Annotated in this window: 19 protein-coding genes; 15 read left to right on the top strand and 4 right to left on the bottom strand. The window is 67.6% G+C overall.

The genetic code is table 11. From position 1 onward, the window contains the following. The first annotated feature begins 17 nt into the window (after nt 1-17). The 8 genes from AE618_RS03315 (at nt 18) to AE618_RS03280 (ending at nt 8,434) form a co-directional block, all read left to right on the top strand. Entirely contained in the window at nt 18-1,205 is a 1,188-nt protein-coding gene (locus AE618_RS03315) for a glycosyltransferase (RefSeq protein WP_054207632.1), read from the top strand. After that, complete coding sequence (gene pheT / locus AE618_RS03310; protein ID WP_054207631.1) at nt 1,202-3,625, top strand: phenylalanine--tRNA ligase subunit beta; 2,424 nt, start codon at nt 1,202-1,204, stop codon at nt 3,623-3,625. Before AE618_RS03315 ends, pheT begins: the two co-directional genes overlap by 4 nt. A gap of 197 nt (nt 3,626-3,822) precedes the next feature. After that, nucleotides 3,823-4,374, top strand: a complete 552-nt coding sequence (locus AE618_RS03305) for a TonB family protein (protein WP_054207630.1) — start codon at nt 3,823-3,825, stop codon at nt 4,372-4,374. A 123-nt stretch (nt 4,375-4,497) separates the two neighbouring features. Then, a complete protein-coding gene (locus AE618_RS03300) occupies nt 4,498-4,740 on the top strand; it encodes a hypothetical protein (protein WP_054207629.1) in 243 nt (80 codons plus the stop codon). 149 nt (nt 4,741-4,889) lie between these two features. Next, nucleotides 4,890-5,801 carry an alpha/beta fold hydrolase gene (locus AE618_RS03295; RefSeq protein ID WP_082364962.1) on the top strand — a complete coding sequence of 304 codons (912 nt, stop codon included), beginning with the start codon at nt 4,890-4,892 and terminating at the stop codon, nt 5,799-5,801. Beyond that, nucleotides 5,798-6,877 (top strand): tartrate dehydrogenase, encoded by a 1,080-nt coding sequence (locus AE618_RS03290; protein WP_054207628.1) that lies wholly within the window; start codon nt 5,798-5,800, stop codon nt 6,875-6,877. The genes AE618_RS03295 and AE618_RS03290 overlap by 4 nt, the downstream gene beginning before the upstream one ends. A 92-nt stretch (nt 6,878-6,969) precedes the next feature. Continuing rightward, nucleotides 6,970-7,674: a TerC family protein gene (locus AE618_RS03285; protein ID WP_156330073.1), complete on the top strand. Its 705-nt coding sequence runs from the start codon at nt 6,970-6,972 to the stop codon at nt 7,672-7,674. A gap of 19 nt (nt 7,675-7,693) precedes the next feature. Further along, nucleotides 7,694-8,434, top strand: a complete 741-nt coding sequence (locus AE618_RS03280) for a TerC family protein (RefSeq protein WP_054207627.1) — start codon at nt 7,694-7,696, stop codon at nt 8,432-8,434. Nucleotides 8,435-8,444: 10 nt separating this feature from the next. On the opposite strand, the gene AE618_RS03275 is transcribed toward AE618_RS03280, so the two are convergent. Continuing rightward, the gene (locus tag AE618_RS03275; RefSeq protein ID WP_054207626.1) at nt 8,445-9,053 is read right to left on the bottom strand and encodes a 4'-phosphopantetheinyl transferase family protein; all 609 of its coding nucleotides are present in this window, start codon (nt 9,051-9,053) and stop codon (nt 8,445-8,447) included. A 418-nt stretch (nt 9,054-9,471) separates the two neighbouring features. Between AE618_RS03275 and AE618_RS03270 the strand changes: the two genes are divergently transcribed. The 4 genes from AE618_RS03270 (at nt 9,472) to AE618_RS03255 (ending at nt 12,584) form a co-directional block, all read left to right on the top strand. After that, a complete protein-coding gene (locus tag AE618_RS03270) occupies nt 9,472-10,179 on the top strand; it encodes an AzlC family ABC transporter permease (RefSeq protein ID WP_054207625.1) in 708 nt (235 codons plus the stop codon). After that, nucleotides 10,166-10,483 carry an AzlD family protein gene (locus AE618_RS03265; protein ID WP_054207624.1) on the top strand — a complete coding sequence of 106 codons (318 nt, stop codon included), beginning with the start codon at nt 10,166-10,168 and terminating at the stop codon, nt 10,481-10,483. The genes AE618_RS03270 and AE618_RS03265 overlap by 14 nt, the downstream gene beginning before the upstream one ends. A gap of 248 nt (nt 10,484-10,731) precedes the next feature. Further along, nucleotides 10,732-11,598, top strand: coding sequence for a branched-chain amino acid aminotransferase (locus tag AE618_RS03260; RefSeq protein WP_054207623.1), 867 nt, complete (start codon nt 10,732-10,734; stop codon nt 11,596-11,598). 5 nt (nt 11,599-11,603) lie between these two features. Next, the gene (locus tag AE618_RS03255; RefSeq protein ID WP_054207622.1) at nt 11,604-12,584 is read left to right on the top strand and encodes an NAD(P)H-dependent flavin oxidoreductase; all 981 of its coding nucleotides are present in this window, start codon (nt 11,604-11,606) and stop codon (nt 12,582-12,584) included. A gap of 3 nt (nt 12,585-12,587) precedes the next feature. Here AE618_RS03255 and murJ read toward each other — a convergent pair whose 3' ends face one another. After that, nucleotides 12,588-14,114, bottom strand: a complete 1,527-nt coding sequence (murJ, locus tag AE618_RS03250) for a murein biosynthesis integral membrane protein MurJ (protein WP_054207621.1) — start codon at nt 14,112-14,114, stop codon at nt 12,588-12,590. Between the two features lie 212 nt (nt 14,115-14,326). Next, a complete protein-coding gene (locus AE618_RS03245) occupies nt 14,327-15,286 on the bottom strand; it encodes a glycosyltransferase family 2 protein (RefSeq protein WP_248310729.1) in 960 nt (319 codons plus the stop codon). A gap of 199 nt (nt 15,287-15,485) precedes the next feature. Here AE618_RS03245 and AE618_RS03240 point away from each other — a divergent pair, with 199 nt between their 5' ends. After that, nucleotides 15,486-16,313, top strand: coding sequence for a ChbG/HpnK family deacetylase (locus tag AE618_RS03240; protein WP_054207620.1), 828 nt, complete (start codon nt 15,486-15,488; stop codon nt 16,311-16,313). Between the two features lie 173 nt (nt 16,314-16,486). Beyond that, nucleotides 16,487-18,115: a methyl-accepting chemotaxis protein gene (locus AE618_RS03230; RefSeq protein WP_054207618.1), complete on the top strand. Its 1,629-nt coding sequence runs from the start codon at nt 16,487-16,489 to the stop codon at nt 18,113-18,115. Nucleotides 18,116-18,319: 204 nt separating this feature from the next. Here AE618_RS03230 and AE618_RS03225 read toward each other — a convergent pair whose 3' ends face one another. Further along, complete coding sequence (locus tag AE618_RS03225; protein WP_054207617.1) at nt 18,320-18,922, bottom strand: superoxide dismutase; 603 nt, start codon at nt 18,920-18,922, stop codon at nt 18,320-18,322. A gap of 353 nt (nt 18,923-19,275) precedes the next feature. On the opposite strand from AE618_RS03225, the gene AE618_RS03220 reads away from it, so the two are divergent. Beyond that, complete coding sequence (locus tag AE618_RS03220; RefSeq protein ID WP_054207616.1) at nt 19,276-20,871, top strand: hypothetical protein; 1,596 nt, start codon at nt 19,276-19,278, stop codon at nt 20,869-20,871. Nucleotides 20,872-20,951: the final 80 nt, after the last annotated feature.

Here is a 20,951-nt window from a genome sequence, read left to right as displayed (position 1 = left end):
CTCCAAGGGGGGGCGCGATGAGCCCGGCGGGATGGGCGGTGCTGTTCGCGGCGCTGCTCGTTGCGACCAATCTGCTGTGCCAGGCGATCGCCCTCGTGCGCCTGCGTCGCAAGGACCGGCCAACCGCGCTGCTCGCGGCGCTGCCGCCGGTGACGATCGTGCGCCCCTTGCGCGGCATCGAGGCCTTCAGCAGGGAGACCGCGATCTCGGGGCTCGAACTCGACTATCCCGATTACGTCACGATCTTCGCGGTCGCCGATGCCGATGATCCGGTCGTGCCACTGATCGAGGAGTTGATCGGGATCCATGGCGAGGCGCGCGCGCGCCTGATCACCGGCGATGTCGCAGTCAGCGCCAATCCCAAGCTCAACAACTGCGTCAAGGGCTGGGAGGCGGCGACGACCGAATGGGTCATCCTGGCCGATTCCAACGTGATGATGCCGAAGGACTATATCCAGCGGATGCTGGCCTCCTGGCGCGACGACACCGGGCTGGTCTGCTCGACGCCGGCCGGTTCGCGGCCGGTCGGCTTCTGGTCCGAGCTGGAATGCGCCTTCCTCAACACCTTCCAGGCGCGCTGGCAATATGCCGGCGAGGCCTGCGGCTTCGGCTTCGCGCAGGGCAAGTCGATGCTCTGGAACAAGCCCTTCCTCGACGCCAATGGCGGCATCGCGATCCTCGGCGAGGAGATCGCCGAGGATGCGGCGGCGACCAAGCTGGTGCGCCGCGCCGGCAAGCATGTCCATCTCGTCGGGCAGCCCTTCGAGCAGCCCTTGGGTCGGCGCAGCCTGCATGACGTCGTCCAGCGCCAGTTCCGCTGGGCCAGGCTGCGGCGCGTCACCTTCCTGCCCTTCTTCCTGCCGGAAATCCTGTCGGGACCGCTCTTGCCGGTGCTGCTTCTGGCGCTGGCCTTGCCGAGCTTCGGCCAGCCCGCCTGGCTCGCGCCCCTGCTCGTCCTGCTGCCCTGGTACGTCGCCGAACTGGCGCTGGCCTACGGCGTTGGCTGGTATTCCTCCTGGCGGATGCCGCTGGCGCTGCTGATCCGCGACATCATCTTCCCCGGCGTCTGGGCCTATGCCTTCATCGCCGGCGAGGTGAGCTGGCGCGGCAATTCCATGAAGATCAAGACGGATGGTGAGGACGAGCTGAATGCCGCCCCGGCCGCTCTGTCCCACGCCAAACTAAGAAGTGACGGACAATCATGAAGTTCACTCTGTCCTGGTTGAAGGACCATCTCGACACGACCGATTCCGTCGATGCCATCAGCGAGGCCCTGACCCGCGTCGGGCTCGAGGTCGAGGGCGTCGAGGACAAGGCCAAGGCGCTCGCCGCCTTCACCATCGCCTATGTGGTCGAGGCCAAGCAGCACCCCAATGCCGATCGCCTGCGCGTGTGCATGGTCGATACCGGCGTGGGTGAACCCGTGCAGGTGGTCTGCGGCGCGCCCAATGCCCGCACCGGCATGAAGAGCGTGTTCTCGCCGCCGGGCACCTACATCCCCGGCAAGGACATCACGCTCGGCAAGGGCGTCATCCGCGGCGTCGAATCCAACGGCATGCTCTGCTCGGCGGCCGAGTTGCAGCTCTCCGAGGATCATGACGGCATCATCGATCTGCCGGAGGACGCCCCCGTCGGCCAATCCTACGCCGCCTATGCCGGCCTGAGCGATCCGGTGATCGAGATCGCGGTGACGCCCAACCGGGCCGACGCGCTCGGCGTCTCCGGCATCGCGCGCGATCTTGTCGCCGCTGGCCTGGGCAAGCTCAAGACGCCATCGGTCCAGCCGGTTCGCGGCAGCTTTCCCTGCCCGGTCGGCGTGAAGCTGGAGCTTGCCCCGGACGACAAGGCGCTCTGCCCGGCCTTCGGCTTGCGTCTCGTGCGCGGGGTGAAGAACGGCCCGTCGCCCGATTGGCTCCAGGCCCGCCTGCGTGCGGTCGGCCTCAGGCCCATCAATGCGCTGGTCGACATCACCAATGTCATGACGCTCGATCGCAACCGGCCGCTGCACGTCTTCGACGCCGCCAAGGTCAAGGGCGACCTCGTCGTGCGGCGCGCGCGTGAGGGCGAGAGCATCGTCGCACTCGATGGCAAGACCTATACGCTGACCGACGAGCAGGTCGTCATCGTCGACGAGGCGGGCGTCGAATCCATCGCCGGCATCATGGGCGGGCAGGCCTCGGGCTGCGACGAGGGCACCACCGACGTGCTGGTCGAGAGCGCGCTGTGGGACCCGCTCAACATCGCCCGTTCGGGCCGCGCGCTCGGCATCAACTCGGATGCGCGCTACCGCTTCGAGCGCGGCGTCGATCCGGAGTTCTGCCGGCCGGGGCTGGATCTCGCCACGGCGCTGATCCTGCAGCTCTGCGGCGGAGAGGCCTCCGAGATGGTCTTCGCCGGTGAACTGCCCGAGAGCGCCCCTGCGATCGACTTGCCCTGGTCCGAGGTCAAGCGCCTGACCGGGCTCGACCTGCCGGTGGCGGAGATGGAGCGGGCGTTAACCTCGCTCGGCTTCCACGTCTCGGGCGCGGGCGAGCAGGTGAAGGTCACGGCCCCCTCCTGGCGGGCCGATGTCGGCGGCAAGGCCGATCTCGTCGAGGAGATCCTGCGCATCGCCGGGCTCGACCGCGTCGTCTCGACGCCGCTGCCGCGCATCAAGGGCGAGGTCATCAAGCCGGTCCTGACCGTGCTGCAGAAGCGCACCCGCGGCGCCAAGCGCCTGCTCGCCAGCCGCGGCATGGTCGAGGCCGTGACCTGGTCCTTCATCTCGCATGACCAGGCGACGCTCTTCGGCGGCGGATCGCCCGCGCTCACGCTGGCAAATCCGATCGCCGCCGATCTCTCCGACATGCGGCCCTCGCTGCTGCCGGGCTTGATCCGCGCCTCCCAGGCCAATGCCGATCGCGGCCTGGGCGATGTCGCGATCTTCGAGGTCGGGCAGATCTTCCAGAGCGACGCGCCGGAAGGCCAGCTGATCGCCGCAACCGGCCTGCGCCGCGGCACCGCGCGTCTCGAAGGCGCCGGGCGCCACTGGGACGGTGCGGCCAAGCCGGTCGATGCCTTCGACGCGAAGGCCGACGTGATGGCGCTGCTCGCCGGCCTCGGCGTGCCGACGGGCGGTCTCCAGGTCGTGCCCGGCGGTCCCGCCTGGGCTCATCCCGGCCGCTCGGCGACGCTGCGCTTCGGCCCCAAGGGCGTCATCGGCGCTTTCGGCGAGGTCCATCCCCGCGTGCTCAAGGCCCTCGACGTCAAGGGGCCGTTGGTCGCTTTCGAGATTCACCTCGATGCGCTGCCGCTGCCGAAAGCCAAGCCGACCAAGGTCAAGCCGAAGCTCGCCCTGTCGGGCTTCCAGCCGGTGACGCGCGACTTCGCCTTCATCGTCGACAAGGCCACCGCCGCCGGCGAAATGGTCAAGTCGGCCCAGAACGCCGACCGGGCGCTGATCTCGGACGTCTCGGTGTTCGATCTCTATGAGGGCGCCGGCGTCGAACCCGGCAAGAAGTCGGTCGCGCTCGCGGTCACGCTCCAGCCGGTCGAGAAGACCCTGACGGAAGCCGAGATCGAGGCTGTCGGGGCCAAGATCGTCGCGGAGATGGCCAAGCGCTATGGGGCGGCGCTGCGGGGGTAGGGCGCTTTTGCGCCATCGCGTCTCCGACGCGCGCCCTCGACCCGGTGCCAGCCGTGCAGTGCGCGGCTTCAGAGACGGCCACCATGGCGCGCGGACACTCGATTCTCCGGCTTCCCTCATTCGAAGGACGACGTTCCCAAAGATCTCTTCAGAATGGGCGGCAAGCAGGGCCTTTGGTCCGCGCGCGAGGTGCCCGCATGCAAGGCGAGATCGATGAGGTCGCAACGGTGGCGCGCATGGCTGGCGCCCAACGTGTCTTGGCGATGCGATGGCGTCTCGCGGGCCTTTGTGTCCTGACCGCCGCTCTGTGCATCGTGTCGGTCCAGGCCGGCGAACTTCCGGTCTCCCAGGAACGGGCCAGCTTGGGGCGGCTGCCCGAAACGTCCACCGCGCAAACGGCCACCATGGCTTGGCGGGCTCTCCTCGCGAAGGAGCTCGAGAAGCGCAAGGTCATTCCCGAAGAGGTGCAGAGGAATGGACGGAAGGTCCGACGGGTCGCGCTATCGGGTCAGGTCAAAATCGCCGTCGAATTCGCTCCGACAGGCGAGATCCTTCGATCGTCGGTCGTGACGACAGGCGGCAGGCCAGAACTCGATGCCGCAGCCCTGGCGATGGCACCGGCGGGAGCGAAATTTCCCGCTCCGCCCCCGCGCGCGGGTGATGACCAGATCACCCGCCTTCAAATCATCATCAATTTCGAAGGCGCGGAGGCAGGCGCTGCCGCGCAGCCTCCGGCCGCCCAACGGTGACCCTCGGATCGTCATTCATAGGGCGGAGGCGATCCCTCCTTCGATCCCGAACAATGCCTTCGTGCGGCCGCCGGCCGGCTGACAGAGACGAATGATCGCGCGATGGGGGATCGTGAGCGGGGCATGCCGTCAGCCGGCAAGGAGTACTGGTTTCGGCAGCGCTGGCTGGGTCGGTTCGAGGTCATACACTGGAAGGGCTATGCGGCCGCTCTCGCATTCCTGCCGATCGCGGCGGCAGGCTTGAGCCTGGAAACCTGGCTGAAGCAGATCGGCAGCGTGCTGCTCTATTATGCGGTCATGATCCCGTTCGGCCTGCTCGTTCTCGCCGGGGCCTGGCATGTGACGGACAAGATCGACCGGCGGTGAAGGTTCTCCGAGGAGCCAACGCCACCGGTGATGCGCGCACGCGCGAGTCCCATATCGCCGTTATTGATCCTGATTGTGTAATAATCGATCGACGCAATCGCGTGGGATTCAGGGTAATCGCACAGGATTGTTCACCCTGCAGTTGCTGAATGTCCATCACCGAATTGCCCGTCACCGACAGCCTCTTTCCAGGCTTCCGTCTGCTCGACGTCACGACGTCGGGCGCGCGGATTCGCGTGCGGACGGGCGGGGAGGGGCCGGCGCTGCTGCTGCTGCACGGTTATCCCCAGACGCATGTGCTCTGGCACAAGCTCGCGGAGCGCCTGAGAAACCGCTTCACGCTGGTCTGCGCCGATCTGCGCGGCTATGGCGACAGCGACAAGCCAGCGACGGACGCGCAGCATTTCCCCTATTCTAAGCGCGCTATGGCGCTCGACATGGCGCAGGTGATGAGCGCGCTCGGCCATCACAGCTTCATGGTCGGCGCCCATGATCGCGGCGCTCGCGTGGCCCATCGCCTCGCGCTCGACCATGCCGAGCGGGTCACAAAGCTCGCCACCCTCGACATCGCCCCGACGCGCGAGATGTATGCCGGCACGACCGACGCCTTCGCCCGCGCCTATTGGCACTGGTTCTTCCTGATCCAGCCTGCGCCGTTCCCGGAGAGGATGATCGGTTCCGACCCGGAAGCCTATTGGCGCAAGAAATGCGGCTCGGGTTCGGCCGGCCTGACGCCCTTCGCTCCCGAGGCGCTCGCCGAATATCTGCGCTGCTTTGCCGATCCGGCCGTCATCCATGGCAGTTGCGAGGACTACCGCGCCGCCGCCACGATCGACATCCGCCATGACGACGAGGATGGCGAGCGCAAGCTGACGCAGCCGTTGCTGGCGCTCTGGGGCGGCAACGGCATCATCGGCAGATGTTTCGATCCGCTGGCGCTGTGGCGCCTCCGCGCGGAGAATGTGCAAGGCCGCAGCTTGCCTGGCGGGCATTATCTGGCCGAGGAGATCCCCGATCTCGTCGCTGCCGAATTCACGGCCTTCTTTGGAGACACGCCATGACCCGCACCAACCGCGTCTATCGCATCGCCGCCATCGCGGGCGACGGCATCGGCAAGGAAGTCATGCCGGAGGGTCTTCGCATCCTCGAGGCGGCCTCGAAGAAATACGGCTTCGAGTTGCGTCTCGACGAGTTCGATTTCTCGTCCTGCGACTACTACGCCAAGCACGGCAAGATGCTCCCCGACGACTGGAAGGAGCAGATCGGCGGCCATGACGCGCTCTTCTTCGGCGCGGTCGGCATGCCCGCCCAGGTGCCCGACCACATCTCGCTCTGGGGCTCGCTTTTGCTGTTCCGGCGCGAATTCGACCAGTATGTGAACCTGCGCCCGGTGCGGCTGATGCCCGGCGTGCCCGGCCCGCTGGTCGGCCGCAAGCCCGGCGATATCGACTTCTTCGTCGTGCGCGAGAACACCGAGGGCGAGTACTCCTCAGTCGGCGGCCGGATGTATGCCGGCACCGAGCGCGAGATCGTCATGCAGGAGACGGTGATGAGCCGTGTCGGCGTCGACCGCGTCCTGAAATACGCCTTCGAGCTCGCCATGCGCCGCCCGCGCAAGAAACTGACCTCGGCGACCAAGTCCAACGGCATCGCCATCACCATGCCCTACTGGGACGAGCGGGTGAAGGAGATGGCCAAGAACTATCCTGAGGTCACCGTCGACCAGTACCACATCGACATCCTGACCGCGCATTTCGTGCTGAACCCCGACCGTTTCGACGTGGTCGTGGCGTCGAACCTGTTCGGCGACATCCTCTCCGATCTCGGCCCCGCCTGCACCGGCACCATCGGCATCGCCCCCAGCGGAAACATCAACCCGACTGGCGAGTTCCCCTCGCTGTTCGAGCCGGTCCACGGCTCGGCGCCCGACATCTACGGGCAGGGCATCGCCAACCCGATCGGCCAGATCTGGTCGGCGGCGATGATGCTCGACCATCTCGGCGAGACGGAAGCCGCCAAGGGGATCGAGGCCGCGATCGAGCGGGCGCTGGGCGATGCCCGCACCCGCACCCGCGATCTCGGCGGCGTGCTGGGAACCGAGGCCGCCGGCAAGGCTGTCGAGCAGGCCCTGGGCTGAGACGACGCTGAAAGAACGCTCCCCTCCCTCGGGAGGGGAGAAGAAAAAATTGGAAACCAGGCCGCTAAGGGCCGAAAAGGGGGCTGCTGTTCATGGATTTCTCCTCGATCTCGTTTTTGGATCCCGCCCTCTGGGGCAAGCTGCTCGAGATCATCGCGCTCAACATCGTGCTGTCGGGCGACAATGCGGTGGTGATCGCACTGGCTTGCCGGGCGCTTTCGCCTGAACAGCGCTCAAAGGGCATCGCGCTCGGGGCTGGCGTCGCCGTCGTCCTGCGCGTGATCTTCACCGTGTTGATCGCCTCGCTGCTCAACACGCCGTTCCTGCACATCATCGGCGCCGTGCTGCTGGTCTGGATCGCGGTCAAGCTGATTATCGAGGATGGCGAGAGCGACGAGGATTCGATCACCGCCAGCAGCAAGCTTTGGAAGGCCGTCCAGACGGTCGCGATCGCCGACATCGTGATGAGCCTCGACAATGTGCTGGCGATCGCCGCCGTCGCCAAGGACTCGATTCCGCTGCTGGTCGCGGGCCTCGTCATTTCGATTCCGCTGATCGTGCTCGGCGCCTCGCTGATCACCAGCCTCCTGACCCGCTTCCCGATCCTGGTCTGGGCGGGTGCCGCACTGCTCGGCTGGGTCGCAGGCGAGATGTTCGACACCGATCCCTGGCTCGTCGCCCGCTTCGGCGCCGAGACGGTCCACCGCTTCGAATACCCCGCAGCCCTGATCGGCGCACTGCTCGTCGTCGGACTTGGCTACCTCCTGAAGCACCGCCGGCCAGATCCGGCCCTCTGACAAAGGGACTGACCGACCTATGGATTTCTCATCCTCCCAATTTTGGGTTTCGCTGCTCCAGATCATCTGGATCGACCTGTTGCTGTCGGGCGACAACGCGGTGGTGATCGCGCTCGCCTGCCGGCAACTGCCGGAAAACCAGCGCAAGGTCGGTATCTGGCTCGGCGCATCGGCGGCGATCGGCCTGCGCATCATCTTCGCGCTGGTCGTGACCTATCTGTTGCTGGTGCCGTATCTGAAGATCATCGGCGGCCTGCTGCTGTTCTGGATCGCCGTCAAGCTCGCCATGGGGGAGGACGAATCGCACGCCGATATCGATGGCGGCTCCACGCTCTGGCAGGCGGTGCGAACGATCGCCATCGCCGACGCCGTGATGAGCCTGGACAACGTCATCGCGATCGCGGCGGCCTCGCGCGGACACCCGGAGCTCTTCATCTTCGGGTTACTGCTCTCGATCCCGCTGATCATCATGGGCGCGCAGTTCCTGACCGCGATCATCAGCAAGTACCCGATCCTGATCTGGCTCGGTGCGGCCCTGCTCGGCTGGATCGCCGCCGAGATGATCCTGGGTGACATCGCCGTGCTGCGCTGGCTCGAGGTCAACATGCCGACTTGGATCGAAAAGGTGCCGATCGAGGAGAGCGCCATCGGCATCGGTCCGGCCGACATGCCGCATTATGTCAGCTCGATCATCGGGGCGGCGCTGGTCTGCGCCATCGCCTATGCCCTGAAGAAGAAGCCGGCCGATCAGCCCGGCTGAGACCGAGGTCTCAGTCCAGGATCACCATCGCGGCGGCCAGGATCTCCTGGCCGCCGTTTTCGATGGTCCGGACAGCACCTTCGATCGCGCCGGCGTTGAAGGGGTCGGCGACCGCAAACCTGTCTGCTGCCAGCAGCGTCACGGCAAAGCTCTCCGGCGCCCGCAGGAAGCCGCTGCCGAGCGCCTTCACATAGGCCTCCTTGGCGGCCCAGAGACGGGCGAAGGCGAGCGGGCGCGACGACTCCGGCAGACCGCGCAGCATTGCCGCCTCCTCCGGGTGGAGAACCTCCAGCGGCGCAGCAGCGGCGGCATCGACGCGCTCGACATCGATGCCGACCGGCCGCCGCGCCAGCGCTACCGCCACCAACCCTGCGCGCGTCGCCAGCGACAGATGCAGCCCCGCACCATCCGGTCCTGTCAGAAGGGGCCGCCCCTTCCCGTCATGTCCGATCGTTACGGCCTTCACGGGCAGCCCGAGCTGCCGCGCGATCACCTCGCGCGCGGTCTCGCGCCGCAGTTGCGACCGCTCGGTCAGATTGCCGGGCTGAGCGCCAGTCGCGATCAGCCAGGCGGCAGGCAACGTCGCGGCGGTCATGTCGGGAGAGGTCAGCCAGATCATCCCGGCAGATTAGAGCAGTCGACCCGTTGCCGTAACCGTCGCCGCCGGTTCCTGCACGGCCATAGGCTGAAGCACCTCGGGCGCGACGGTTGCTGCTCCCCCCCCCCGCGGGGGGGGGGGGGGGGGGGGGGGGGGGGCAGTGCCGCTCGGCGCGACGGCAACAGTGAATGCGCGCCCTGCTTTACGGCCCCCCCCCCCCCCCCCCTCCCCCCCGCAAGCGGGGGGAAGGGAACGAGCCCGGCCTTCAGGCGATCGCCCAACGGTTCCCGAAGCCGTTCTGTGCGGGGGGCATGCGGCCCTTCCGCTCCGGGCCGTTGACCTTGCGCCGGCTTCGGCCTTGGAAAGAGCGGTGTCGCGTTGCGGTTCGGAGCGATCCAGGCTGCGGAACCGTGCGTGAAGGCCGAAGGAGGGCGAGGCGATGGGTCATGCTGCCTTTCCGGTTTCGGCCGCAGGCATGCTGCTGGGCATTCGCAGGGTCTCGGTTCTGATGCCCGGCGTCATCATCTTCGCCGTGGCGTTCGGCGCGGCCGCCTCGGCGAAGGGCCTGAGCCTGTTCGAGACGCTGTTGATGAGCGCGCTGGTCTATGGCGGCATTTCGCAGCTGATCGCGCTGGAGCTGTGGCGGCCGGAATGGAGCTGGGGCGGGATCGTCGCTCTCGCCGCGCTGACGGCCACGGTCAACGCCAGGATGGTGCTGCAGGGCGCCTCGCTCCAGCCCTGGTTCGCGCATTATCCGAAATCGCTCAACGCCTTCCACCTGTTCTTCTTCACCGACGCCAACTGGGTGATCGGCACGCGCTACCATACCGAGGGCGGCCGCGATCTCGGCGTCCTGATCGGGGCCGGCCTGGCGCTCTGGCTCGTCTGGATCCTCTTCACCATTCCCGGCCATGCACTGGGTGCCCTGATGGCCGATCCGCGTCGCCTGGGCATCGACCTCGTCCTGCCGATCTTCTTTGCGGCAATGATCGTGCCGCTCTGGCGGGGCAAGCGCGCGGCCGTGCCCTGGCTGGTCGCCGGCATCGTGGCGCTGGTCACCTCCAAGCTGGTCGATGGCTACGCCTTCATCATCGTCGGCTCGCTCTCGGGCGCGCTCGTGGGAGCGTTTACCGATGACGCTGCCTGAGCCCGGCATCTGGGGGCCGGTCCTCGCCATCCTCGCCATGGCGCTGGCGACCTATCTCTGCCGCATCTCCGGCGTGGTGCTGATGGGCTTCATCCCGCTGACGCCGCATGTCCGGCGCGGGCTCGCGGCGCTGCCCGGCTCGATCATCGCGGCGACCGTGCTGCCGCTGATCGAGCGTCTCGGACCGGCGGCGGCGGTCGCGCTCCTGGCCGCGATCGGCAGCATGGTGCTCCGCCGCAGCGAATTGCTGGCTCTGCTCGTGGGGATGGGTACGATCGCGGGCCTGCGCGCGCTGGGATTCTGATTTCGCCCGCCCCGGCACCGCCTCCGTCATTGCGAGCGCAGCGAAGCAATCCAGGGGACGTCGAGCGAGACCTTCTGGATTGCTTCGCTCTGCTCGCAATGACGAAGACGACGCGCTGGCTGAAACATCACCGGCACCGATCGCTTCCATCACATCCCGTCATCGGGTTGTGCAGGGCTTCAGGTTGACGAAGGAAGGCCCGGGGCAGACGGTGCGCGCAACGTCGATTGCGACAGCAGGAGCGCCTGATGGCCTGGTATTCGAAGACTTGGACCTGGTTCGATGGGGAATGGCACGAGGGCAATCCGCCGATCATGGGCCCGCGCAGCCATGCGACCTGGCAGGGCTCCTCCGTTTTCGACGGCGCCCGCTATTTCGACGGTCTGGCGCCCGACCTCGATCTGCACGCCGCCCGCGTCAACCGCTCCGCCCTGGCGCTCGGGTTGAAGCCGACGCAATCGGCGGAGGAGATCGTCTCCAAGGCTCGCGAGGGCATCAAGAAGTTCAGCGGCGAGACCGCGCTCTATATCAAGCCGATGTACTGGGCCGAGGCCGACGGCGTCTCGACCATCATCGCCGACGAGGAGTCGACGCAGTTCTGCCTGTGCCTGTTCGAGGCGCCCATGGGCTTGCCCGAGGGCGGGCTTTCGGTGACGCAAGGAGCGTTCCGTCGCCCCTCGATCGAGACCGCCCCAACCGACGCCAAGGCCGGCTGCCTCTACCCCAACAACGCTCGCATTTTGAAAGCCGCCAAGGCGGCCGGCTTCGACAATGCGCTGGTGCTCGACATGCTCGGCAATGTCGCGGAGACCGCGACCTCCAACATCTTCCTCGCTAAGGACGGCATCGTGAAGACGCCTGTTCCCAACGGCACCTTCCTGAACGGTATCACGCGCCAGCGCGTCATCGGCCTGCTCCGGCAGGGCGGCGTCACGGTCGAGGAGGTCAGCCTGCGCTACAGCGATTTCGAGCAGGCCGACGAGATCTTCTCCTCGGGCAACTACTCGAAGGTCGTGCCGGTCGGGCGCATCGACGGCCGCCAGCTCCAGCCCGGCCCGCTCTATCGCCACGCGCGAGAAATCTACATGGACTTCGCCAACAGCGCGAAGGTCTGAGAACCATGGCCCGCCTCGTCACCCGGCTGACGCAGCGGCTCGGCATCGAGCACCCCGTCCTGTCGGCGCCGATGGCGCTGGCGGCTGGCGGCGCGCTCGCTGCCGCCGTAACGCGGGCCGGCGGCCTTGGCCTGATCGGCGGCGGCTATGGCGACGGGCCCTGGCTCGAGACGCAATTCGGCCAGGCCGGCAATACCCGCATCGGCTGCGGCTTCATCACCTGGTCGATGGCGAAGCAGCCGCATCTGCTGACGCAGGCGCTGGCGCATCGTCCCGCCGCGATGATGCTGTCCTTCGGCGATCCCGCCCCCTTCGCCGCCGAGATCGCGGCCGCCGACGTGCCGCTGATCTGCCAGTGCCAGTCGCTCGACCATGTCCGGCAGGCGCTCGATGCGGGAGCGGCGATCATTGTCGCGCAAGGCGGCGAGGCCGGCGGGCATGGCCACCGCCGCGCGACGCTGCCCTTCGTGCCCGAGGTCGCCGACCTGCTTGCCCGCCAGAGCCCCGACACGCTGCTTCTGGCGGCGGGCGGCATCGCCGACGGCCGCGGACTTGCGGCGTCGCTGATGCTGGGTGCGGACGGCGTGCTCGTCGGCACCCGTTTCTGGGCGAGCCGCGAGGCGCTGGTCCATGAAGGCCACCATGCAGCCGCGCTTGCCGCGACCGGCGACGGCACGCTTCGCACCTCGCTGCCCGACATTGCGCGCCGGCTCGACTGGCCCAAACCCTTCGACATCCGCGTCGCCGCAAACGCTTTCACCGCGCGCTGGGCTGGCCGCGACGACGAGCTCCGCTCCGATATCGAGCGGGAGGCGCCCGCCTATCGCGAGGCCTTCATGGCGGGCGATGCGCAAAACGCCGCGGCGATCGTCGGCGAGGCGGTGGGTCTGGTGACGGATGTTCCGCCAGCCGGCGAGATCGTCACGCGCATGGTCGAGGAGGCCGCGATCCTGCTCGGCGAGACGGCGAGGGGCTTCCTCGCTTGAGGCTCAGCGCAACAGCCGCAACGTCCCCGAGGCCTTGAGCCCGCCCGCGACCACGACCGCATAGAGGCCGCCCGCAATGACGCCGACGACGGCGAGCGCAGCCAGCCTTGGCTCGTAGGGAAAGCCTGCCATCGCCGCGAGCAGGACCGGCGTGGCGACACGCGCCACCAGCCCGGCGAGGACGGCCGCGCAGAGCGTCACCGCGATCAGCGTTGCCAGCCGCGGATCCGGACGCGCCCAGCCACGCCGCACGCCGAGCACGAACAGCGCGCCGAGATTGATCCAGGCGCCTGCGGCCGTCGCCAGTGCCAGCCCCGGCGCTCCGAAATCGCGCCACAACAACAGCTTCAGCGCGACATTGGCGCCGATGGCGGCGAGCGACACCAGCATCGGCGTCGTCGTGTCGCCGCGCGCCTGGAAGGTCGAGAGCTGCGTCCGGATCAGCACGATCGCCGGCAGGCCGGCCGCATAGGCCAGCAGCACCGCGCCCGCCGCCTGGCTCGCGGCTCCATCGAAGCGGCCGCGCTCGAACAAGGCCGAGACGATCAGCTCGGGAATCGCCAGGAAGGCGGCGGCGAACGGCGCGGCCGCGACGATCGTCAGAGCCACCGCGCGGTTCTGGGCCTTGTCCGATCCGGCCTCGTTGCCCGCCGCCAGCAGGCGGCTCATCGTCGGCAGCAGCACGGTGCCGACGCCGATGGCGATGACGCCGATCGGGAGCTGATAGAGCCGCTCGGCGTAATACAGCGAGGCATAGGCGCCGGCCGGCAGGAGCGAGGCGATGATGGTGTCGGCGAACAGCGCGATCTGAACGCCGGCGGAGCCGATCACGGCCGGGCCGAAGGCCTTGAAGAAGCTCCTGACATCGGCGTCGAGGCGCGGGCGCGTCAGCGCGGCGGCGACGCCGGCGTGGCGCGCCGCGATGGCGACCAGGAGCCATTCGAGCACGCCCGCCGCCGCCATGCCCCAGGCGGCCGCATAGGCCGCGCTCGGGAACAGGAAGGCCACCGCCAGCGCCGCGATCAGGCAGATGTTCATCAGGATCGGCGCCGCCGCCGCGGCCGCATAGCGGTCGACCGCGTTGAGATTGGCCGAAAGCAGCGTCACCAGCGTGATGAAGAGCAGATAGGGAAAGGTGATCCGCGTCAGCGCGACCGCGAGATCGAAGCGCTGCGGATCGTTTGCGAAGCCCGGCGCCAGCAGCCGCACGATCTCCGGCATCAGAGGCAGGGCGATCGCCACCAGCACGAGCTGCACGATCAGGTTCAGGCTGAAGACGCGGTTGGAAAACAGCGCAGCCGCTGCCTCGCCGCCCTGCTGGCGGATGCGCGCATAGGCCGGGATATAGGCCTGGTTGACGGCGCCTTCGCCGAAGATGGCGCGGAAATGGTTGGGCAGCCGCAGCGCCACCGAGAAGGCATCCATCATCGCGCCGGCGCCGAGCACGGCTGCGAGAACGATGTCGCGGGCGAACCCCGACAGCCGGGACAGAAGGGTGAAGCCGCCGACGGAGAGGATTTTGCGAAGCATCAGGGCGTGACGACTTTTCTCACAACCACCACGCCGTCATCCCGGGCGGAGCGAAGCGGAGACCCGGGATCCATGCCTGAGCCTAACGCGGAGACGCTCCGGAATGGATCCCGGATCGGCGCGGCTTCGCCGCTTGTCCGGGATGACGATGCGTGTCGGCAAGGACCGGCGGCAAAGGCTGCCGCCTTCATCCCAGATCGGGCGGCTTGCGTCTACCGGATCAGCGGCGGCAGCGCGTCGCCGCGTGGATGGTCGACCGTGCGGGCGTCGAAGCCGACACGCTCGCCGATCAGGTAGAGCGGCCGGCGCTTCACCTCGGCGAAGATCCGCCCGACATATTCGCCGATCATGCCCAGCGAGACGAGCTGGATGCCCGAGAAGAACATGATCGAAACGATCAACGACGGGAAGCCGGGCAGATCGGTGCCGTAGAACAGCGTGCGCAGAAGAAAGAACAACGCCGTCAGGGTCGAGATCAGCGCGATGATGGCCCCGGCCCAGGTCGCGATCTTGAGCGGCACGGTCGAGAAGGACGAGATTCCGTCGAAGGCGAAGGAGAACAGCTTGCGGTAGCGGAACTTCGTCTCGCCATGCTCGCGCTCGGCGACGTCGAAGATCACGCCCGTCGAGGGAAAGCCGACCCAGGCATAGAGCCCCTTCGAGAAGCGCGCCCGCTCCGGCAGGGCACGCAGCGCATCGACGACCTTGCGGTCGAGCAGGCGGAAATCGCCGGCGCCCTCGGGCAGTTCGGTCTCGCCGAAGCTGGCGAAGAGCCGGTAGAACAGCTTGGCGAAGTTGCGCTTCAGCCGGCTTTCGCCGTCCCGATCGGAGCGCTGGCCGTAGATGTTGAGATAGCCTTCGCGCCATTTCTCCAGGAAGGCGAGGATCGTCTCCGGCGGGTGCTGCAGATCGGCATCCATGATCACGACGGCCTCGCCCGAGGCGTGGTCTAACCCGGCCGCGATCGCGATCTCCTTGCCGAAATTGCGGCTGAACGAGACGGCGCTGATGCGCGTGTCCTGGGCGCTCAGCAGCTTGAGCACGGCCAGCGTGCCGTCCCGGCTGCCGTCATCGACGCAGACCAGTTCCCACGACGCCACGGCGCCGTCCAGCACCTGCTTCAGGCGCTCGACGAGCAGCGGCAGATTCTCGGCCTCGTTGTGCACGGGCACGACGATTGTCAGCTCAGGCCGGTTGGAGGGCGGCGGTGGAACGCTTCGAGGGGAGGCTGGCGATATCTCGGACACTGGTCTTGACCTCTTGGCGGCGCCGCCGCGGGTGACGCGGCGCGCACAGAACCGTAAAGCTTGCAGGCTCACAAGCCCGATGGGCCTTTAGCTCATCGTGGCTGAACGGGGGACAACAGACGAGATGCCGAGCGGATTTGTTCTCTGCGCCGACGACTTCGCGCTGACCGAAGGTGTCAGCCGGTCGATCCTGGCGTTGATCGAGGCCGGCAAGCTCTCGGCGGCGGGCGCGATGACCAACCGGCCGCACTGGGTGACCTTCGCGGCGGACTTTGGCGCGCTAGCGCAAAAGGCCGATCTCGGCCTGCATCTCAACCTGACCTGCGCCGCACCACTCGGCGCGATGCCGCGTCTGGCGCCGGGTGGCGAGTTTCCGGCGTTGCGCGATCTCGCACGCGCGGCCGCGACATCGCTGGTCGCGCGCCGCGAGATCGCAGCCGAGATCGGCCGCCAGCTCGACGCCTTCGAGGACAGGCTCGGCCGCCCGCCCGACTTTATCGACGGCCATCAGCATGTCCATGTGCTTCCGGGCGTGCGCAGGAGCCTTCTCGACGCGGTCGCGAGCCGCTACGCGCCGGGCAGCGTCTATCTGCGCGACCCCGCCGATTCAGCCGCTGCGATCCGCGCACGCGGTGTCGCGGTCGGCAAGGCGATGACGATCGCCGCGCTGGCGCTCGGCTTCCGGGGGGCGGCATTGCGGCGCGGCATACCCGTCAACCGCGGATTTTCCGGGGTCGCCCCCTTCGACCCGGCCCGAGACTTCGGCGCCGATCTCGCCCGCTTCCTGCTGCGGCCCGGGCCTGGCCATCTCGTCATGTGCCACCCCGGCTTCATCGACGATGAGCTGGCTCGGCTCGATCCGGTCATCGCCACGCGCCCGATCGAGCATGCGGTGCTGGCTGCTTTCGTGCCGGCAGGGCTGGCGATGGTTCGGTTCGCCCAGCTGCGTTGATGGCGCCTGCGCAATCGATTGTTTACCAGACTCTGGCAGCGTCGCTGTCGAGGCCCGTCCGCGGCGACAGTCGCTGACCGGAGCCGGGTTCGGGGATCATCTGCGCAATGACGTGGTTCAAGCGAGCGGCCGGAATGAAGACCGCTACGCAGGCATTTCCCGCGGAGCGCAGATTGGGCCGTTCGCTGAGCAGCCGGATCGCGGCTGCTGCGGTCGCCATCGTTGCGCTGGCGATCATGATCGTGGTGATCGCGGCGGCGCGCTACAACGATTCCAAGACACGTGACGACCTCGACCAGAAGATGACGGCCTTGACGCTGATGGTCGTCAATGCGTCGCCTTCGCTCATCCTGGCGCGAGACACCAACACGCTGGGGTACATTCTCGACTCGCTCCGGCGCGATCCCGATTTCGAGGCCGGCTTCGTCGCCGACGACCTTTCGGCCCTGGCCAGTTCGGGACGAACCGAGGCCGCCCGCCTTGCGCTGACGCCGCGCTCGATTGCGGCCAAGCTCGGACGCGACCCCTGGGACGCCCTGAAGGAGATGGTCTCGACCGAAATCGAAGACGCTACCTTCGTGACCAAGCTCCATGTCGTCAGGGTCGGCGGCCATCAAAAGCAGATCGGCTATATCGCCCTGCGTTTCGACAAGACCCGCCTGATCGCGCGAGCCGGCTACGAGCAGGTCGCCACCATCGGTTTCGGGGTGCTGATCCTGCTGATTTTCGGGCCGCTGCTCTGGATCTCGCTGTCGCAGACGATGAAGCCCCTCAAGAGCATGACGCAGGCGATCGTCAGCATATCCGACGGCAAGCTCGACACGCCGATCGATGCTCTGGCACGCGGCGACGAGATCGGCGCCATCGCCCATGCGCTCGGCATCCTCAAGCTGCGGCTGGCCGAGCGCGCGGCGCTGCAGGAGAAACAGCATGTCACCGAGGCCGAGCGACGCCTGCACCAGCAGGGCGTCGACGAGGCCATCGGCCTCTTCCGCGGCGAGGTCGGGGTCGCGCTCGAGGCTTTCAAGAGCAATGCCGACCGGATGAGCGAGGCCTCCGATGGGCTTGCCCGGGTGGCTGCCGAATCGTCGGGACGTGCCGCGCGCGCCGCCCATAACGCACATGGCGCCTCCGGCAACGTCGAGAGCGCGGCGCAGGCGGCCGAGGAGATGGGCGCCGCCATCCGCGAGGTCGAGTTCCAGATCCGGCGGGTCCGGACCGAGATCGTCGAGGCGGCCTCGATATCCCGGGACACCGCGACCTCCGTGCGCGCCCTCGACGAGACGGCGCGCGCCATCGGCGAGGTCGTCAACCTGATCCGCGACATCGCCGCACAGACCAACCTGCTCGCGCTCAATGCCACCATCGAGGCGGCACGTGCGGGCGAAGCGGGCCGTGGCTTTGCCGTCGTCGCGTCCGAGGTCAAGAGCCTCGCCTCGCAGACCGCCGATGCGACGGACCGCATCGTCGCCCAGGTCGGCGCGATCCAGGGCGCGACAGGCGAGGTCGTCGGCTCGATCCAGAACATCGCCGAACGTATGAGCGCGATCGAAAACTTCGCGAATTCGGTCGCGGTCTCGATCGAGCAGCAGGCCATCGCCACGGGCGAGATCGCCAGTGGCGTCGCGATGGCGAGTTCCTCGTCGCTGTCTGTGTCGAGCGATCTCAGCGTGCTCGCCGATTCGGTCGAGGAGACCGGGCGCTCGGCGGAGGAGGTGCGCGGCGCCGCAGGCGAGGTCGCGGCCCAGGCGCTGCGGCTGCGCACGACGGTCGACCAGTTCCTGCAGAGCGTCGCCGCTTGAGCCCGTCTCGAAACTCTACTCCGGCGGTCGTCTGACGCGGCTTTCTGCGCTTCCGGTGCTCACGGACGAAAGTCCGCTCCGCTCCGGTTCTCGAAAACCACGCCAGCCGCCTCCCCGGAGCGAGTTTCGAGACGGTCTCTGCGTCCCGCCAGACAAGAAAACGGGGCCGCGAGGCCCCGTTTCCATTCAGTCGGACGCGGTCGGTCAGGCCTTGGCTGCGGCGTCGTACATTTCCGCGACGTATTCCCAGTTCACCAGGCTCTCGAGGAAGGCCTTGAGATAGTCGGGACGGCGGTTGCGGTAGTCGATGTAGTAGGAGTGCTCCCAGACATCGCAGCCTAGGATGGGGGAAGCGCCATTGACCAGCGGGCTCTCGCCATTGGGGGTTTTGGAGACGGCGATCTTGCCGCCCTTGACCTCGAGCCAGGCCCAGCCCGAGCCGAACTGGCCGACGCCGGCGGCGACGAAGTCTTCCTTCATCTTCTCGACCGAGCCGAACGAGTCGATGATCGCCTTCTCCAGCGCGCCGGGGATGGCGCCGCCGCCATTGGGCTTCATCCACTTCCAGAAGTGGAGGTGGTTGTAGTGCTGGCCGGCATTGTTGAACACGGCCGGGTTCTTGCCATGCGAGGCCTTGACGATCTCCTCGAGCGACTTGCCCTCGAATTCGGTGCCCTTGATCGCGTTGTTGCCGTTGGTGACGTAAGCCTGGTGGTGCTTGTCGTGATGAAACTCGAGCGTTTCCTTCGACATGAAGGGCTGCAGAGCATCGTGGGCATAAGGCAGGTCGGGAAGGGTGAAGGTCATGGGGCCTCTCCTTGGGGCTGGCAAAAATCGCGTAGATGGGGACTGGCGTCCCAAACGGAGAATGACTTGCCGTTGGACGGCCCGGGCCGGGTGGTTGCCGCGTGGGCGCCCGCCATTCCCATCGTTAGTTAAGCCCCCAGTGGCTCCCCGGCAACCGTCTGACCGGGCGATCGCGCGATCTCATTGCGGCGGACGCGCCTCATTAAGGCCCGATTCCTTTCCGCTATGCGGAAAGCTGATTTGAAACTCTCTCTTATTCAATACGTTACAAGATAGCGCGACAGGTGGGCCGGCCTCGGCCGGCCGGGCGACCTGCCAAGTTGGCTTTCGAGCGTGCTCCTGGGGACTGGACTTTGATCATCGTTTTCATCTTGCTCGGCCTTGGCTTCCTCTGCGGCGGCGCTGCCGCGATCGTCGACGGCCTGCCCTATATGGTGCTTGAGCGCGGCTTCACGCAGGTCATCATCGGCACGGTGGTGTCTGCCGCCGGTGTTCTGATGCTGGCTTTGGCATGGGTCCTCGTCGAAATCAGGCGGCTCAAGAAGACGCTGTCCAATGCGGCGATGGCGATGTCGGTCGCGTCTGGCTTCGCCAGCCCTGCCAGCGAGCGCGATCCCGCTTTGCCGCAGCCGGGAGCCAGCGCCGTCGATGCGGCGGCCACCGTACCATCCCAGGCGCCGGCTGCCGGCATCGGAGCGCTGGCCGGGGCCGGTGCGGTTCTTGCCGCGACGCAGGCTTTGGGTACGCCCGCTCGTGACGAGCCTTCGCATGAGGAGCCTGCCGAACCCGGTCCCCTCGGCGGCGAGGCCACGCAATCCACCGCCGAACAAGCCGGCCTGCGTGGCGATGAGGCGCCCGTGGTGCCCGCAGGGACAGGCGAGCCCGAAGGGGCAGGCGAGCGCCAAGGGACGGGCGAGCCCGATGTCGACGCGATCCCGGCCTTCGATCCGTTCCGGCCGATCGACCCGCAGGGCGTGCCGGATTTGGAGGCGCGCACCGGAACATTCGACGCAGGAGATGAGCCCCCGAGGTTTGCCGCCGCACTAGCCGATGCGAACGCCTTGGTCGATAGCGAGCGCGACGCGGCCGGCGCGCCGGCCGAAGCCTCCGTGGAAGCCTCGGCCGATGACGCGCCGGCTCTACCCATCGGTCCCGGCCCGACTGATATCGACGATCCGTTCGAGCCCGACCTGATGGCCGCCAACGCGCGCGAGGCCGATACAGCGCGGGAGGCCGACGAGTTCGGCCAGCTGCGCGCGAGCCTGACGGCGCTGCAACGCGACGTGAAGCCCGCCGACGGCCGCATCGAGCCCTCGTTCTCCGGGAGCGACGAGGGCAGGGCGTTCTCGACGGAGGGGATCGGCCATCGTCTCGACGACCTCGCCGCGGCCGAGAACTGGATGGACCCGACCCTGCAACGTCGCGCGCCATGGTTCGCCGACACGGCGGAAACGCAACAGCGGGACGTCCAACAGGAAGAAGCGCCGCGTGAGGATGCGGCGCAGCCCGGGACCGTTCCCGAGACCAGAATGTCCGAGACTGCTCAGTTCGAGCCGGCCTGGCCCGAGCCGGCGTTTCCCGAGCAGGCCTGGCCCGTGCCGGTGCCCGAGCCGGAAACGCTTCCATGGCCTCCGCAGGCCCGTGAAGCGGCAGCATTCGAGACCGAGCCGGCCGCTTCGGCGCAGGAGCACGCCGCCGAACCGGCCGATAGCAACGAAACGCAGCCCTTCGCGCCGGCCCCGGCTGCGCCGGATGCCGGAGCGCAGCCTGAGAGCCCTGACGCCTCCGACGAAGGCATCGTCGGCGCCTATCAGGTCGGCGAGGCCCATTTCACCATCTATGCCGACGGCTCGATCCAGGCCCGCACGCCCGATGGCGACTACAGCTTCGCTTCGATGGACGAGCTCAAGATCTACCTCGCCAGCGAAAAGAGCCGGCTGGGCGTCTGAGCGCGCGCGGCTTTCAAGGTCCATCTGCCGTCATTCCGGGGCTTCGCGAAGCGAAGAGCCCGGAACCCATAACCGCTGAA

This window comes from Allobosea vaviloviae (genome assembly GCF_001298265.1).
In the GTDB taxonomy this organism is placed as follows: domain Bacteria; phylum Pseudomonadota; class Alphaproteobacteria; order Rhizobiales; family Beijerinckiaceae; genus Allobosea; species Allobosea vaviloviae_B.
The sequence above is the reverse complement of the archived record's forward strand: the minus strand, read 5'-3'. Positions and strand labels throughout refer to the sequence as shown.

What these genes read in the sequence shown, in the direction of transcription:
- AE618_RS03240 (WP_054207620.1), top strand. Translation starts at nt 15,486, where the DNA reads ATGCCGAGCGGATTTGTTCTCTGCGCCGACGACTTCGCGCTGACCGAA.
- AE618_RS03300 (WP_054207629.1), top strand. Translation starts at nt 4,498, where the DNA reads ATGCCGTCAGCCGGCAAGGAGTACTGGTTTCGGCAGCGCTGGCTGGGT.
- murJ (WP_054207621.1), bottom strand. Translation starts at nt 14,114, where the DNA reads ATGCTTCGCAAAATCCTCTCCGTCGGCGGCTTCACCCTTCTGTCCCGG.
- AE618_RS03315 (WP_054207632.1), top strand. Translation starts at nt 18, where the DNA reads ATGAGCCCGGCGGGATGGGCGGTGCTGTTCGCGGCGCTGCTCGTTGCG.
- AE618_RS03260 (WP_054207623.1), top strand. Translation starts at nt 10,732, where the DNA reads ATGGCCTGGTATTCGAAGACTTGGACCTGGTTCGATGGGGAATGGCAC.
- AE618_RS03265 (WP_054207624.1), top strand. Translation starts at nt 10,166, where the DNA reads ATGACGCTGCCTGAGCCCGGCATCTGGGGGCCGGTCCTCGCCATCCTC.
- AE618_RS03270 (WP_054207625.1), top strand. Translation starts at nt 9,472, where the DNA reads ATGGGTCATGCTGCCTTTCCGGTTTCGGCCGCAGGCATGCTGCTGGGC.
- AE618_RS03285 (WP_156330073.1), top strand. Translation starts at nt 6,970, where the DNA reads ATGGATTTCTCCTCGATCTCGTTTTTGGATCCCGCCCTCTGGGGCAAG.
- AE618_RS03290 (WP_054207628.1), top strand. Translation starts at nt 5,798, where the DNA reads ATGACCCGCACCAACCGCGTCTATCGCATCGCCGCCATCGCGGGCGAC.
- AE618_RS03225 (WP_054207617.1), bottom strand. Translation starts at nt 18,922, where the DNA reads ATGACCTTCACCCTTCCCGACCTGCCTTATGCCCACGATGCTCTGCAG.
- AE618_RS03275 (WP_054207626.1), bottom strand. Translation starts at nt 9,053, where the DNA reads ATGATCTGGCTGACCTCTCCCGACATGACCGCCGCGACGTTGCCTGCC.
- AE618_RS03295 (WP_082364962.1), top strand. Translation starts at nt 4,890, where the DNA reads ATGTCCATCACCGAATTGCCCGTCACCGACAGCCTCTTTCCAGGCTTC.
- AE618_RS03305 (WP_054207630.1), top strand. Translation starts at nt 3,823, where the DNA reads ATGCAAGGCGAGATCGATGAGGTCGCAACGGTGGCGCGCATGGCTGGC.
- AE618_RS03280 (WP_054207627.1), top strand. Translation starts at nt 7,694, where the DNA reads ATGGATTTCTCATCCTCCCAATTTTGGGTTTCGCTGCTCCAGATCATC.
- AE618_RS03255 (WP_054207622.1), top strand. Translation starts at nt 11,604, where the DNA reads ATGGCCCGCCTCGTCACCCGGCTGACGCAGCGGCTCGGCATCGAGCAC.
- pheT (WP_054207631.1), top strand. Translation starts at nt 1,202, where the DNA reads ATGAAGTTCACTCTGTCCTGGTTGAAGGACCATCTCGACACGACCGAT.